The organism is Nakamurella sp. GG22 (assembly GCF_052976845.2).
Map to the genome: position 1 here is coordinate 1 of NZ_JBRIIO020000059.1, position 13,849 is coordinate 13,849.

Genomic DNA, 13,849 nt, shown 5'->3' on the forward strand with positions numbered 1-13,849 from the left:
TCCGACTCAGCCCACGGTTGCCGAGTACCACGGACAAGCACGAATCGATGTGATGGTGCGGGGGTGGGTTTGCCGGTGGGGCCACCGGGCGGCGTCGTGCCTTTCTGGGGTGCCTTCTTCTTGGGGGGTGTTTTCTTGGTGGGCGGTGGGATAGGCAGTGCCAGTTCGCGGGTGCGGGTGAGGCGGTGGTCAGCGCCGCCGCCGGCCGCGGCCTGCTCAGCCCACCGGTGGTGGGTCTGCTGCGCGAAATCGGTGTCCAGCGCGCAGGTCTGGGAGCAGCGGGCGCCGCGCAGCCACATCGGCCACCGGTTGGCGGCCGCCCTGTGCAGCTGGTCGTGCCAGAGCACGGCGGCGTCGTAGCGGCCTTCGTCGGCCCACACGTTCTGCCAGGCGACGTAGAACCCGGCGAGTTCCTCGGCGAGGGCGTCGTGCCGGTCCCAGCACGGCGGCACGGTGTCGGTGAGCTGGTAGGTGGCCACCAGCCAGGACACCCACCGGCTCAGTTCGGCGTGGGCGGCGGCCGCGTCCCCGGGCGGGTGCCGCTCGTACCGGTACCGCAGGTGCTTGCCGGCGCCGGTGCCGGCCTGGTCGTGCCGGTCGGCGTTGATCAGCTCGTCCAGCTTGCCGATCCGCTCGGTCAGCACCTGCAGTTGCTGCAGCGCCTCGTCGAGCAGTTCCTCGGAGGTGTTGCCCCACGGGATCGGCCCGTCGTCAGCGTCGGCCTCGAAGCCGTCACCGGAGTCAGTGGCGTCATCGGGGTCGGGCGCGGTGTCGTGCTCGGGGGTGGTGTCACCGGGTCCGGGCACCGGGTACAGCCGCCGGCCCTGCCGGGTCGGGTCCGGGTCGGCGGTGTCGCGGGGTGGGCGGGTCATGGCCGGGCCCTGGTGAGGGGAATGTGGTGGGCGCGGGCCTCGTCGTAGTCGCGGGCGGCGCGGCGGATCCGGTCGGCGTCGGGGCGGTTCCACCAGGGGGTGAGTTCGATGTCCACGGGCGGCATCTGGGACGCGAGCACGATGGCCCGGCCGGGTGGGGTGTTGCGGATGTCGGCGACGGTGCGGGTGGGCTGCCGGCGGCTGGACAGGGAGTGCACGGTGCCAGTGGTGTCCCGGGAGTAGGTGGGTACCTCGTCGTCGCCGAACGCCTCGGCGAGTTCCTTGCTGTCGGCGCCGCCTTCGCCGCCGCCGACCATCATCCGCATCCCTGCGGCGGACCAGATCGCCTCGCCCTGGTCCCGCCCGTAGGCGCCGCGGAGCAGGGACCGGGTCTGCACGACCATGTGCGCGCTGATCCCCCACCCGCGCGAGTCGGACAGCACCGTCTCCCAGTCCGGTAACCGGCAGGTGTTCACCGATTCGTCGGCGATCACCGGCAGCGGCGGGTCGAGCCGGGCACCGGTCGATGCGGCGGCCAGATGCCGGGCGGCGTCGAGGATGTCGGCGACGATCAGGGAGACGATCTTGGTGGCGCCGGCGAGCATCGTGTTATGGGTCAGCAGGTACAGGCTGTCGGTGCCGTGGGCCAGCCAGCGGGCGGCGTCGAACGCCCGGGACGGTCGGGTGTCGATGGTGGCCAGCACCTGCGGGGTGGACATCCCGTCGAACGCCGAGCGCACCGACAGGTAGGACCCTTCCCGTTGCCGGTCCGGGGTTTTCCGCACCGACGCCAGTTCCTCGGCGTAGAGCTGGTACCCGCGGGTGGAGCCGCGGATGATCTGCTCCGGCCGTTGGTCCAGGGGGTTGTAGACCCAGCCGAGTAGTTCGGTGACGGTGGCGTCGGCCAGGCCGGCGGCGTGCAGCAGCGCCCGCACCACGCGGCGGCCGTCGGCGGCGAAGTCGGCGTGCGGGTCCGGTCCGGCCGCCCGCTCGGTGAGGACTTTGGTGCGGGCCTCAGCGATGTTCGGGTCGGCGCAGCCCTGGATCGGGGTCCAGCACAACTGCGGGAACACCCCACCGGACAGCCGTAGCGGGTCGAACACGGCCAAGCCGCCGCGGTCCTCGGCGGCCTGCCAGGTGCAGCGCAGGATGTCGGTCTTGGTGGTGGACACCACCTGCCGGCCGTTCCAGTCCAGAACCGCGGGGATCACCACCGACGTCGTCTTCCCGGACTCGGACAGGCCGGTGACGATCGAGGACGTCTCGATGGACCGCCACACATCGTGCCCGCTGGCCACCGACCGGCCCAGCCGGGCGCCCAGTTGCTCCGGTGCCAGCTCCCGCGCCTTGGTGGTGGCGGCCAGCTGCGGTCGCAGTGACCCGGCCCGGGTCAGCAGACTCTCTGCGGTCATCGACCTCGCTTCCTGCCCGGCCGTGGCCACCCCGGCCGCGGGGGGCCAGTGTCCCCGTCGCGCCAGCAGCACCGCAGCCGCGGCCCCGGCGACCAGCCCGGCCAGCAGCACCGCGGTCAGCGCCCAAACCAGCACCGCCGGTGGCCTGCCCGCGGTGTCGGGCCAGCTGCGGGTCGGGTCGCCGGGATGGGTCAGCATTCCCAGCACGGCCGGTATCACCGATCCGGTGTCGGGCCAGCCCCGGCCGGTGATCAGGTACGCCAGGTGCCCGGCCAACAGTGGAGCGGTGAGCATCGCGATGGCGAGCACGGAGCCGGCGGTCAGCAGGACCCAGAAGTCGGTCGCGGCGCCTGCGGTGACCTCGCGGCTTTCCCGGTGTGCGCGTTGACCGGCGTCGCCCTCGCTGCGGGTGCGGGTGGTCGGGGGGCGGGTCATGCGGGGTCCCCGGTGGCGTGTTGCTCGAGCAGGGTTTCCCATTCGGCGTCCGAGATGTCGTCGATGCCGGCGATGACCTTCATCCGGGAGTCGGTGTTCACCAGTGGTCGTTCCACCGAGGACAGGATGTGTTTGACCACCGCGGTGTGCTCGCCGATCTTCCACAGCCCGACGCCCTGTTTGAGGAACCGCAGCAGGTCCTGCTGCACGTCCGACAGGCTCATCAACGCCCCGGTCAGCGGCAGGGCGGCCTCACCCTGCCGGTAGGCGATCTTGATGCCGGTGTCCTCCAGCAGACCGGTTGCCAGGTTGCGGGTTTCGCTGCCGGCGTCGCCGATGGCGTCCAGGTCGGTGAACCGGTGGAACGCGATCCAGTTCGCGATCCCGTACAGCCGGGACAGCTTCCACTGCTCCTGGAAGCGACGCAGCAACGGCAGGTACCGCATCGCCATCCACGCCTCGTCGTACCCGACGAGCCGGCGTGGGGCGTCCGGGTGCATCAGCTCGGCCTCCATCGCCGACTGCGCGCACACCATCGACAGCACGGTCAGCATCTCGTTGTGCCGGACCCGGTTCAGGTCGACAACGGTGCCCACCGCCCGGAAGTCGAACGCGGTGTTGCGGGCGTCGGTGGCGTCGAACATCCCCGACAGTGACCCGGTGACCAACTCGGCTAGGGCGAGGCGCACGTCTTGGGCCTGGTCGGCCAGGTCGGCTGCGTCTAGGCCGAGGTCGGTGGCCCGGTGCTCCCACCGGGTCGGGGTGACCAACTGGCCCAGCAGCGAGGGCAGCGACACCGGGCCCAGGACGGTCGATGCGTCGTCGTCGGCGCCGGTCGCTGCGTCCAGCGCCCACCCGATGACCGAGCGTTCCACCGGCCGCATCCCGCGGCGCAAAGCGACCTGCAGCAGCCCTTCCAGCAGGGCGATCCGGCGGGACCGGTTACCGGCGCGGTGCTCGATGTCGTTCTGGTCCGGGTGCCGGCGCACCTCGGCGAGGGGGTTGAGCCGGACCAGCTGTCCGGGCCCGATCCGCAGCGGTTGCACGCCGAGGGTTTTGCAGAGGTCTTCGTATTCGGGTTTGACCTGCACCCAGGAGAAGGAGATCCCAAACACCAGCAGGCGCAGGATCAGCGATTTCATCAGCGCGGACTTGCCGGCGCCGATCTCCCCGACCAGTGCCATGTTCGGTGAGGAGATGACACCGGCCGCGTACAGCTCGAACGGGTCGAACAGGAAACTGGCCTGGGAGAACAGGTCCTGCCCGACGTAGGCGCCGGGCACCCCGAGGCCGGGGTCCATGATCCACGGGTAGATGCCCTTGAGCATCCGGGACGGCGCGGTGTGCGCCTGCAACCGCATCCGCCCCCACAGCCGGCCCGCGCCAACACCTCTCGCGCCGCGGCGGTCCAGCCCGGTGCCCCGGGACAACCGGTCCCTGCGGCGGAGCTCGCGCTCAGCCTGTTCCTGGGCGGCGGCCGCGGCGGCGGCGGTGTCCCGCTCGGCGAGGCGGCGGGCGACCTCACCGGGCACCGACACCCCGGGGGTGGCGCCGCGCGCCGCGGGGCGGAGGCGGGTGGCTCGCTGCGTGGTGGTCATACCCCGGCCACCCCGCGCATCGGGGACAGCCCGCGGGCCAGCGGCAGCGCCCCGGCGAAGAAAGCCTGGTCCTGCTCCCCGTACAGCACGATGGACTGGCAGCGGGCCCGGATCAGCCGGCGCCGAGCGGAAAGCATCTGCCGGGTCAGGGTTTTCTCGTCCGGCGCGGTGACCGTGAGGAACAGGTGGTAGCGGAACACCCCGTCCCCGTCGGCCTGCGCCTCGTCCTGGTCGGCGGCGGCCCGCGCCTCCTTCCGCAGCCGCGCCGTGGTCGGTCGCCCGAGTTTGCGCCGTTCGGCGGCGCTGCCCTCCGCGCGCAGCGCCTGCCGCTCGGCCGATGCCTGCGCCTTGACCTCACCCAGGGGTTCGGCGACCAGGGACAGGGTGCGGCGCAAACCGGACTGCGCGAGCACCGGGGAGAGCCAGTTCGTCGCGGCCGGCCGTTTGGGAAGCTCGTGCACCCACACCGTGCGGGAAACCGCCGAGTCGTGCCGGAACGATTTCCACGCCCGCTCGGTCGCCGACGGGCCGGCCAACCTCGGGTCCAGGTCGTGGTCCTGCCCGGCCAGCACGTCGTGCAGCGGGAGCGATTCCGGGTCGAACTGGGTGTGGATCAGCGCCGCGTACTGCCCCGGCCGCAGCCACCCCCGCGATTCGACGCGGGCCTCGGTGATGCCCCGTTCCAGGTCCAGCAACCGTTCCAGCACCACCACCCCGATCGCCTCGTCCCGGCTGGAACCCTCGGACAGGGAAGCGATCTCATCGCCCAGTGCCCGCAGGTCGAACGCGACGATCAGGTACACCTCGTGGCGTTGCGCGGCGGGCGCGGCCTGCGCGATCAATTCCTGGGTGGCCTGCCACGCCGGCCCCGAGCGGACCACTGCGTGTTCCCGGGCGTGCCGGGAGGCCACGTTGACCACGTCCGGGGCGGTGCGGGCCAGCAACTGCCAGCGGGACACTCCCGCGCCGTCGGCGCAGAAGCCCTCCATCACCGCTTCCCAGTCGTCCAGCCGCATGCCCTGCTCGGTGCTGCCTTCCAGCAGCATCGCCGACCCGAACGTCAGCAACGCCGCGCACGCAACCTTCTCCCGGTCGTTGACCATCACCCCTACACTCGAGCGGCCGTCCGGGGTTGGCACCGCGACCGACCGGTAATTCACCAGGTCACCGGGTAGGTCCATCCGGTGCGCCAACGACGCCGGGGAGAACACCGCCCCCCGGAACACCCCGCGGCGGGTCAACCGGTCCCCCACCGTGGCCAGCACCGGATGCAGGTACGCCGTCAACGGGCGGCCACCGATCCGCGGGAACGGCAACGCCGCCAACCCCAGAGCCGCGACACCCAAACCGGCCAGCCACCACACCGACACCGGCAGCAACCGGAACCCGGTCCACAGCAACGCAAGCGCTGCCGCGAAGAACGCCAGGTCGACGATCCCGAACCGGCCCACGATCCCCGCCGTCGGCCGCGGCGGATACACGAACTGCCTTGGCCCACTGCCACCACTGCTGACCATCCCTGCTCCACTTCCACTGCTGCTCATGCCGGCCTCGGCCGGGATCGGGTGGGCCTGGGTGAACCGACCGACGGCCCGGTCACCGGTCGCGGTGGCTCCGACACCGGCGGCTCCGCAACCGGCGGCGCAGGCTGCACCGGGACCTGCTGTCCCGGGTCAACCGGCGACGGCGCGGCAGTCGGGGGCGGCGCGGCAGGCGGCGGTGGCTGTGAGTTGGGCGGCGTCAGCACCGGTCCTGCGGCACCCGGATCCGGCGCAGGTGCAGCGGCCGAACCCGACGATGCAGCGGCCGAACCCGGTGCGGCGGCCCGGGACGGTGCAGGTCCCGACCCGCTGTCCGATGACGGTGCCGGCGTCGACGAGGCTGTCGTCGAGGTCGAGGTCGAGGTCGAGGTCGAGGTCGAGGTCGAGGCCGCCGCCGCTGCCGAAGGAGCGGTGCCGGTGGAACCACCGGTGATCGGTGCCGCGCCCGTAGCCGCGGAGCCGGGCGTTGCCGTGCCGGTCGCGGCGTCGACCGCAGTGCCGGGCTGGGCCTGGCTCCCGGCACCGCCGGCAGGGTTGCGGGCACCTTGTGCGCTGCGCGGCCCTGTCCGCCGGCCGCCGGCGGTACCGGGCTGACGGCCCCTGCCCGCTGCGGAACCGGCGGCGGGGCGGGCGCCGCCACCGGCGGCCGCCGTGGCCAGGTCCTGGGGCGCTTCCCGGTCCGCGTCCTGTGGGTCTGGCGGTGGCTCACCCGACCCGCCGCCGGCAGCAGCGCCGCCTTGGCCCGTGGAGCCTCCGGGAGCACCTTTCCCCGGATCTGCCGGTGCGTCCTGCCCGGTCAACGGGTCATCGCCGCTGTCTTCGGCACCGGTTGCCGCGCCGCCCGGCGCCGTCGAGGACTGTTGCGGCGGCTTGGTTGTCGCGCCGCCACCCCCGGCTGCACCACCACCGGTTGCACCACCACCGGTTGCACCGCCGGCGCCCGCACCGGCGGCTGCGCCGAAGGTGCCGTTGTTCAGGGCGCCCAGTGCGGCGGAGTTGCTGCTCATCGTGGCCAGGGCGTGCATGCTTTCCGCGCCGGCACTGGCCACGGCGCCGCCCGCGGCCAGTGCGGGACCGGATGCGGCGGCCGCGGCCGCTGTGCCGATCGCCGCGGTCATGCCCTGCGCCATCCGGTCGGCGGCGGCGGAGGCGTGCCCGACGGTGAAGGACATGACCCCGGACAGCAGCCACGGCGTGGTCGGCAGCAGCAGCATCAGCAGCATCCCGGCCAGCACGGAGAACAGTTGCTGCCCAACGTAGTGCTCCAGGTTCGCGGTGGTGCTGGTCAGCAGGTTCTGCGCGAGGATCGTCATGCCGACCATGAAGAACTTGCACCAGCACAGTGACAGCAGGGTGATGAACCAGCGGCCCATCCAGTGCGACGTCGCGTGGTGGGCCTGCCCGGCGGCGGCGACCGTGCCGAACAACGCGTGCCCCAACGTGACCGGCGCCTGGAAGATCAGCACCAGGCCGGCGCCGATCAGCCCGAGGATGGTCAGCACCGCGGCGATCAGCCCGACCACCGGGTTTACCTGGAACAACGAAAAGGTGAAGTCACTGTTGGCGATCTGCGCCTGCTGCCCCGAGATCAGGCCCAGCGTCGCTTGATTGGCCAGTTGCAGCATGAGAAACGCGATGATGCCGACGATCTGGATGCCGACGATGGCCTTGACCGCGCCGATCACCGACCCGGTGAGCCGGCCGCGGCGCCACGCGGTGACCAGCCCGGCCAGCCAGATCAGGAACGCCATGGCCAGCATGACCCCGGAGATCAGGTTGTAGGTGTCGGCGTACCCACCGCCGGACAGGTTCGGGGTGGTGGAGTTCACCATCCACGCGGTGACCTGCTCCCACAGCCACACCGCGCCGGAGGTGAAGAACGCGACGACCTGTTCCATGCCTCTCTTGGCCAGCCACCCGGCCGCATCACCGACCTTGCCCAGCACCCAGCCCAGACCGCTGACCACCCAGGCACCCGCCGTCCACAGGCCGTGCCCCACCGCCCCGAAGAAATCGCCCACCCGGTCGGTCACGGACTTGTTCTGACTGATCCAGTACGCCATCCCGTTCAGGTGCTGCTGCACCGAGAAGTTCCAGTCCAGGCACCGCTGCTTGCCGGCGGCGTCGGCCCGGTCGCAATCGACGAACATCGCCCGGGAACACAGGTAGGAATCCGGGTCGTCGGAGCACACCGTGAGCGGGTTGACCTGGTTGACGCCGCCCGCGGAGTCCATCCGGCGCAGCGAGGTGGTGTCGGGCCGGTTCGCCCAGGTGAAGCCCCACGGGGAGGACGCATCCGGGGTTGCCCATGCCTGCAGGTCCTCGGCGCACACCCCGGGCGGCATGTCGTAGGCGGTGTTCCCGTTGGGGAAAACCTCGTCCTCGGCCGGCGGCGCCGCCGTGACCCCCGCGTCCGCCACGTCAGGTGCCGCCGTGACCAGGTCGGCCAGGAGTTGCTGGCGGAAGGCCGCTTCCCGCTCGAAGTAGGTGTTGACGTACTCACCGACGTCCCCGCCACGGCCGGTGCAGTCGCCCTCGGTGAACCACGGCGCGGAGGTGAAAGCGGTGGTGCCGGCGACCAGTTGCTGCAGCTCCGCCGGCCACGCCGTGACCGCCGCCGGATCACCACCGGTCGGGGGGCCGGCCGGGGCGGCGGCGCCGGGCACCGCGGAGGTGACAAGCAGCGCCGCCGCCGTCACGGTGACGGCAACGACCCGGGCAAGGGAACCGAACATGGCGCCCGGTTACCGCAGGTAGACGGTCAGGGCGCCGGTCAGCGGCACCTGGTTGTCCCCGCCAGCCCCGTTGGAGGGGTCGCCGTTGATGTCCGGGCCGTCGGCGGCGGCCAGGTCGGCGACCTTCCAATCGCCCTGCTCCCAGGACAACGCAACGGTGAAGGTGAACCACAACCCGGTGGTGCGGGTCAGCTCGCCCACCGCGGCGCCGTAGGCGCTGACCGCCCACACCGACACCACCGCCCGCCGCTCGTCCTGGGACAGCACGGTCACCGCCGCAGGGGTGAGCTGCTGCCCCGTATCGGCGCGGGCGGCGCGGCCCTGCCCGATGGTGCGGACCACCTCGGCCGACGGGTTCGCTGCGGCCATCACCGCCCGGATCCGCTCGGGGTTCCCGCTCCCGGACGCTGCGGACCAGCACACCTGCAGGAAGTTCACCGCCGCGGTCGCCGCCCCGGCCCGGTCCCGCGGATACCCGGACGGGACCCCGTCAACGACCGCCGCCGGGCCGTGCGGGGACAACGCCGCCGACGGCGGGGCCGCGGCGTCGGCGGTGGCCCGGCCTAGCAGCAACCCGCCGCCTGTGAACGCGGCCGCCAGCAGCAGTGCTGCAACGGTGACACCGGTGCGGCGGCCGCCGGGACTGTGCAGCGGCGTGTAATCCGGCCTGCCCCGAGAGGTGTTGCGCAGCATAGTCATTGGGCGACGACCCACGTCCAGATCGCTCCGGCCGAGCCCAGGATCATGCCGACTGCGATGGCCCGCATGATGGTGGTCTTGCCCTCGTCCAGGACGTGCCGGCCGCCGATCTTGTGCCCGACGCCCCACATGATCAGCCCGATCAGGAACGCCAGGAACGCCCCGCCGTACCCGACGTACATCAGGATGTTCGCGATCGTCTTCCAGATGTCCAGCTGGGTCAGACCCTCGTTGCTGGGCTGGAACTGGTTGAAGTCAATGCCACCCGTGCCGCTGCCCGCGGTCGGCGCAGCAGGAGTGGTGGGATCAGCGGTGGGGTCCATCAGGACAGCTCCCTCTCGGTCAACGCTTCGGGGTCGTCCGCAGCGGTGTCGCTGCCGGTGTCTGTGTCGGCGAGGGGCAGCGGCCGGTGGTCCGCTGGTGGTGCGGCCTCAGAGCGGGCCAGCGCGCACACCAGCTCGGCCAGTGCGTCCGACAGCGCCCGGTCCCACCCGCAGATAGGTACGGGGCCCCGGCGCAGCGCCGGGGCCTTGGGCAGCACGAGTACGTCCGCGGCGGTCGCCGCCAGCCGCTTCGCGGTGCGCAGCACACCTGGCCGTGACCCGGCGGCGTCGCAAAGCACCAGCACGGGGCGGCGGGCCAACCCGGCGGCGTCCAGTTCGGTGATCGCGGCCAGTGCGGCGGTCACGCCCGCCGAGTCGGCGCGGGCCACCATCACCGTCGGACCGCAGTGCCCCAGCAGCACCTCGTGGGTGTCGCGGTGCTCCAGCGACCCCAGGTCCGCGACGACCGCGGTGTCCGCGGGTAACCGCGCTGTCAGCTGCGGCCACCACTGCGCGCCGGCCTGCACCACCCGGGCACCGCTCGGCCCGGCCGGCAACCCGGACAGGTCCCGAACCGGGGCGTCCCCGGGTTCCAGCCACGTCCCTACGGACACGGCGTCCACCGGACCGCACACCTGCCGGGTCAACGGCGAGAAGTCCCGCCGGGCCACTTCCACGGCCAGCACCCGATCCGGGCGGGCCGCCGCGATCAACCCGGCCAGCACCGCCACCACTGTCGTCGCCCCGACACCGCCGCCGGCCGCGCACACCAGCACCGACGGGTCCGGAGCACCGGTCAACCAGGACCAGGCCCGGACCGCGGCGGGACCGGTGAACCCAGCCGGCGCCAACGCCCCGGGAGCAGAAACCGCCTTCTCGGGGAGCACCGAAGAGCGGTGCACGGGGAGCTTGCTGCTCCACCGCGGCGACCACCGCCGTGCCCCCGGTTGCGACGACGCACCGTGCGGTGGCGCATCCACCGCCGAGGCGACCGCGGCCGCCTCGGTCTCGGCCCGTCGGGTTGCCTCCGCCTGAGGTGTTCCCGGACCCACCAGCGCGGCAGCACGTTTCGCCGCCATCACCTGCGCCGCCAGCAGCGCAGCCTGCAACTCGGCCACCGTCAGCAGGCGCCCGGTTGCAGCGTCCACATCACCGCCGTCCAGCACCGGCAGCTGCTGCCCGGGCAGCCCGATCTCCGCCAGCCGCCTACTCACCCGGGTCCACCTGCGCTGCTGCGGCCACGGTTCGGCGAACGGCTCCACACGGCGGCCGCATGGGCACGCCCAGCCTGTCTTCTGCGATCCCTCACACCAAAAACAGGTTCGATCCGAGCCCAAATGTGGACACCGACGGCCAAGAAACTCTCGATGGATCTGGTGAGTCCGCGGTACACGGGTGTCTCCGGCGGAAGAAGCGGCCGCGCAGGCGTCGGCCGGTCGCTACCAGGCGTCACCCGAGCGGTCAACCAGGCGGCGGTGCCTCAATCGCGGAGTGTTGGCCGCTACATCCAGATGTCACCCTCAGTCCATCGGCTTGACCGGCGGCGCGACGGGTTCCTTCCGCCGAGACTGGGACGTGCCCGAGCTATCTCGCGGGCTGGTTCACCGCTCCGGGCAATACCCCCGGAGCGACTGCACGACGCCAGTGACCGGCCAGCGCGCGCACCGTTCGGCCTCGTATCCCTGGAACGCTGGGTGGCGACCGTGCCGCCTGAAGAAGTCAGTGGGCCGCAGCGACCGGCTGCGGCGGGAGGCCCTTAGCTACCCGGCGGAGCCACTCCGGTGATGTCTTACCCAGCCGACGGTCGGTCACCAGTCGCAGCTTCGCCGCCTCGACCTGCACGACCGTTGGACGTGGAGCGGTCGAGCCGTTACGCCCAGGCTCGTCCCCGCCTGGGTAGCCGTCAGCGCCGTCATTGTCGGTCGAGGGGTGGACGTCGATGGCGCTCTTGACCTTGGCTGGGGCCGTCGCCGATGTGTGGGCCCCGGACATGCGCACCTGCTGGGGAGTTGCCGGATCAAAGTTCGCGGTCACGGTGGGTTCCCTCCCTCGGCGGTGTCCGTCTCTTCATGGTCACCCTCTTGCGGCTGCGGCGCCAGTGTCTGTATCTCAGGTGTGGTCAGAGATTCGAAGATGATCAGCTCTTCCTTGCTCGCCAACTCGGAAGTGCCCAACACCTGCAGCACTCGAAACCCGAGAGCCTGACGCTCCTCATTGTCGTCGAACGTCTGCTCAATCGCCCACTGCGCCCGCTTCCACCACTGGTCCCGGCGGTCCGCCCTGCTCTTCTGGGTGACAGCAATCAAGCCGACGATCAGAGCAACGATCGCGGACAGCCCCACGGCGATCGGGCCGAGCTTGGCGACCGTGTCGAGGGTGTCGGCGTTCACGGTGGCATCGTGTCAGCCTGCACCATGACCCCTCACGCCGGCTGGCCGTGCTCCCGCGCCGGGTCAGTCACGGGTCGGCTGTGAAGACAGTGGTCCGGTCGCCTGCCTATCTCGGTTGACGGCACTCAAGCGGCCCGGTCGCGCAGGAACCGGGGCCGGGCGGCGCGGAGCGCCGTGAGGGTTCTATCCCGCCTGCGGCGCAACGTTCGTTCGTTGATACCCAGCTCGCCGGCGATTCTGTGCCGGTTGGCGGTGCCATACGCCGCCTGCTGGTGCAGGCGCACCAGCATCCGCAGGTCTTCGTCGGCGGCCACGGCATTGCGCTGCGCCCACCGCACCACCTCGGGCAGGGTGATGTCGGGGGCCGCAGACCACGGGTCGGTGTTCTCCAACGATTGCCAGACCGAGTCGGACGGGCCAAACGGAATCTCCCGGCGCGCCCCGTCGGCCCGAAGCGCCGGCAGCTCCTGCAGCACGGCGTGCTTGGTGTCCTGCAGCAGGTTCGCCGCGTACGCCCGGGTCCGGCGCCGCCACGGGAACGACCGGACCCGGCACGTCAGCTCCGCAACGATCGCCGACACCACCTCGGCCCTGCCACCACCCAACCGGGACGCCATCACCAGCACCCCGGCACTGAGCAGATGCACCACCACCAGGGCAGCGTCCGAGTCGTCCCCACCGTCGACCGCCGCCACCCGTATCAGTGCACCGAGCACCAGGTCCGTATCCGTGCGCCCAACCTCAGGGGCCGTCAAGGACGGCAGATCAGCCAACGCAGGCACCGCCGCCAGCGACGGCTCCTCTTGCTGCCACCGGCCGAACGCCCCAGACCGGTCCAGCCGCTCGAGCAGCACCGCCCAATCACCGACCGGCCAGACACCGTGAAACACCGCAACCTCCAGAAGATCAAGACGGAATGTCTCGACCCTCCGCAGCGCCGTCAGCCCCCAGTCAGTGATCAGTCAGCAACTGCTCGTCAGCGGAGCAGCTTCAAGCCCTGACCCCGGTCCCGACGAGCTGACCGGCGTCGGCACCCACAACCCGGACTGACCTCACCGCGTCCCCGCGTGCAGAACCGCTGACCCCGCTCGGAGCGCCCGCCGTCATCGGTGGCCTCGTTCACCGCGCTCCCCGGGCGGCCACCCCACGGCCCATGCTGACTTGAGCAAGATCATCGTGGCGGACATCGAAGCGGCCACGAGCGGCCGACAGCGGCCCAGTCGGCTGGGCACAGTGGCTACTGCCACCGTCCCCTACAGCCAGAGCGCCAGCAGAGACCCGGCGACCATGGCCGGCCCCATCGGCACGGTCACCAGCCGCCGCAACCCGGCACGGCTGGTCAGCGACAGCACGACGGCGGTAAGCCCGGCCAACAGGAACGCCAGCACCTGCCCCTGCCACACCTCGAACCAGCCGACCCAGCCCAGGACGCCGCCGGTCAGCGCAGCGAGGCGGACATCACCCAGCCCGGTCGTCCGGGGCGACACAACGCAGACGGCGAGCCACAGCCCGCCCACGGTCAGCGCCGCCAGAACTGCCCGCAGCAACGGTGCGGGACCGGCACCGGTGAACGCCGCCGCCACCAGCACGGCAGCGATCACCCCAGCGAGCGGGTAGATCAGGCGGGCGGGCAGCAACTGGGTCTGCGCGTCCACGACGGCCAGCATCCCGCCGCCGACGGCCAGCAGCCACCACGCCACCGCGGGGCTACCCGCGGCGGCCAGCACCGCGAAGACCACCGTGACCACGGTGACAGTGGCCCAACGGCGGCTGCTGACCGGCCGGGGCCGCCACCACATCGATTCGTGCTTGTCCGTGGTACTCGGCAACCGTGGGCTGAGTCG

General features: G+C 71.8%; 11 protein-coding genes and 1 pseudogene. All 12 read right to left on the reverse strand.

Going from position 1 to position 13,849, the window contains the following annotated elements; genetic code table 11:
• A pseudogene (locus tag ACVBEQ_RS27635) lies at window positions 1-872 on the reverse strand (hypothetical protein); the annotation flags it as partial.
• Entirely contained in the window at window positions 869-2,719 is a 1,851-nt protein-coding gene (locus ACVBEQ_RS27640; RefSeq protein ID WP_447156642.1) for a type IV secretory system conjugative DNA transfer family protein, read from the reverse strand. The gene ACVBEQ_RS27640 and the pseudogene ACVBEQ_RS27635, both read right to left, overlap by 4 nt.
• Window positions 2,716-4,317, reverse strand: a complete 1,602-nt coding sequence (locus ACVBEQ_RS27645) for a hypothetical protein (RefSeq protein ID WP_447156643.1) — start codon at window positions 4,315-4,317, stop codon at window positions 2,716-2,718. The genes ACVBEQ_RS27640 and ACVBEQ_RS27645 overlap by 4 nt, the downstream gene beginning before the upstream one ends.
• Window positions 4,314-5,834: an SCO6880 family protein gene (locus ACVBEQ_RS27650; RefSeq protein ID WP_447156644.1), complete on the reverse strand. Its 1,521-nt coding sequence runs from the start codon at window positions 5,832-5,834 to the stop codon at window positions 4,314-4,316. Before ACVBEQ_RS27650 ends, ACVBEQ_RS27645 begins: the two co-directional genes overlap by 4 nt.
• Window positions 5,835-5,857: 23 nt before the next feature.
• Window positions 5,858-8,593, reverse strand: a complete 2,736-nt coding sequence (locus ACVBEQ_RS27655) for a hypothetical protein (protein ID WP_447156645.1) — start codon at window positions 8,591-8,593, stop codon at window positions 5,858-5,860.
• A 9-nt stretch (window positions 8,594-8,602) separates the two neighbouring features.
• The gene (locus tag ACVBEQ_RS27660) at window positions 8,603-9,292 is read right to left on the reverse strand and encodes a DUF8175 domain-containg protein (protein ID WP_447156646.1); all 690 of its coding nucleotides are present in this window, start codon (window positions 9,290-9,292) and stop codon (window positions 8,603-8,605) included.
• On the reverse strand, window positions 9,289-9,615 hold the full coding sequence (locus ACVBEQ_RS27665) for a hypothetical protein (protein ID WP_447156647.1): 327 nt from the start codon (window positions 9,613-9,615) through the stop codon (window positions 9,289-9,291). Before ACVBEQ_RS27665 ends, ACVBEQ_RS27660 begins: the two co-directional genes overlap by 4 nt.
• On the reverse strand, window positions 9,615-10,829 hold the full coding sequence (locus ACVBEQ_RS27670) for a hypothetical protein (protein WP_447156648.1): 1,215 nt from the start codon (window positions 10,827-10,829) through the stop codon (window positions 9,615-9,617). The genes ACVBEQ_RS27665 and ACVBEQ_RS27670 overlap by 1 nt, the downstream gene beginning before the upstream one ends.
• A 505-nt stretch (window positions 10,830-11,334) precedes the next feature.
• Window positions 11,335-11,649: a hypothetical protein gene (locus tag ACVBEQ_RS27675; protein ID WP_447156649.1), complete on the reverse strand. Its 315-nt coding sequence runs from the start codon at window positions 11,647-11,649 to the stop codon at window positions 11,335-11,337.
• Window positions 11,646-12,005: a hypothetical protein gene (locus ACVBEQ_RS27680; RefSeq protein WP_447156650.1), complete on the reverse strand. Its 360-nt coding sequence runs from the start codon at window positions 12,003-12,005 to the stop codon at window positions 11,646-11,648. Before ACVBEQ_RS27680 ends, ACVBEQ_RS27675 begins: the two co-directional genes overlap by 4 nt.
• 125 nt (window positions 12,006-12,130) lie before the next feature.
• Window positions 12,131-12,895, reverse strand: a complete 765-nt coding sequence (locus ACVBEQ_RS27685) for a hypothetical protein (protein ID WP_447156651.1) — start codon at window positions 12,893-12,895, stop codon at window positions 12,131-12,133.
• Between the two features lie 363 nt (window positions 12,896-13,258).
• A partial coding sequence (locus ACVBEQ_RS27690) for a prepilin peptidase (RefSeq protein ID WP_447156652.1) occupies window positions 13,259-13,849 on the reverse strand: 591 nt, incomplete at its 5' end.

Bases quoted from the DNA above. Each gene is read 5' to 3' on its own strand.
- ACVBEQ_RS27645 (WP_447156643.1), bottom strand. From the start codon at position 4,317: ATGACCACCACGCAGCGAGCCACCCGCCTCCGCCCCGCGGCGCGCGGC.
- ACVBEQ_RS27655 (WP_447156645.1), bottom strand. From the start codon at position 8,593: ATGTTCGGTTCCCTTGCCCGGGTCGTTGCCGTCACCGTGACGGCGGCG.
- ACVBEQ_RS27650 (WP_447156644.1), bottom strand. From the start codon at position 5,834: ATGGTCAGCAGTGGTGGCAGTGGGCCAAGGCAGTTCGTGTATCCGCCG.
- ACVBEQ_RS27660 (WP_447156646.1), bottom strand. From the start codon at position 9,292: ATGACTATGCTGCGCAACACCTCTCGGGGCAGGCCGGATTACACGCCG.
- ACVBEQ_RS27640 (WP_447156642.1), bottom strand. From the start codon at position 2,719: ATGACCCGCCCCCCGACCACCCGCACCCGCAGCGAGGGCGACGCCGGT.
- ACVBEQ_RS27665 (WP_447156647.1), bottom strand. From the start codon at position 9,615: ATGGACCCCACCGCTGATCCCACCACTCCTGCTGCGCCGACCGCGGGC.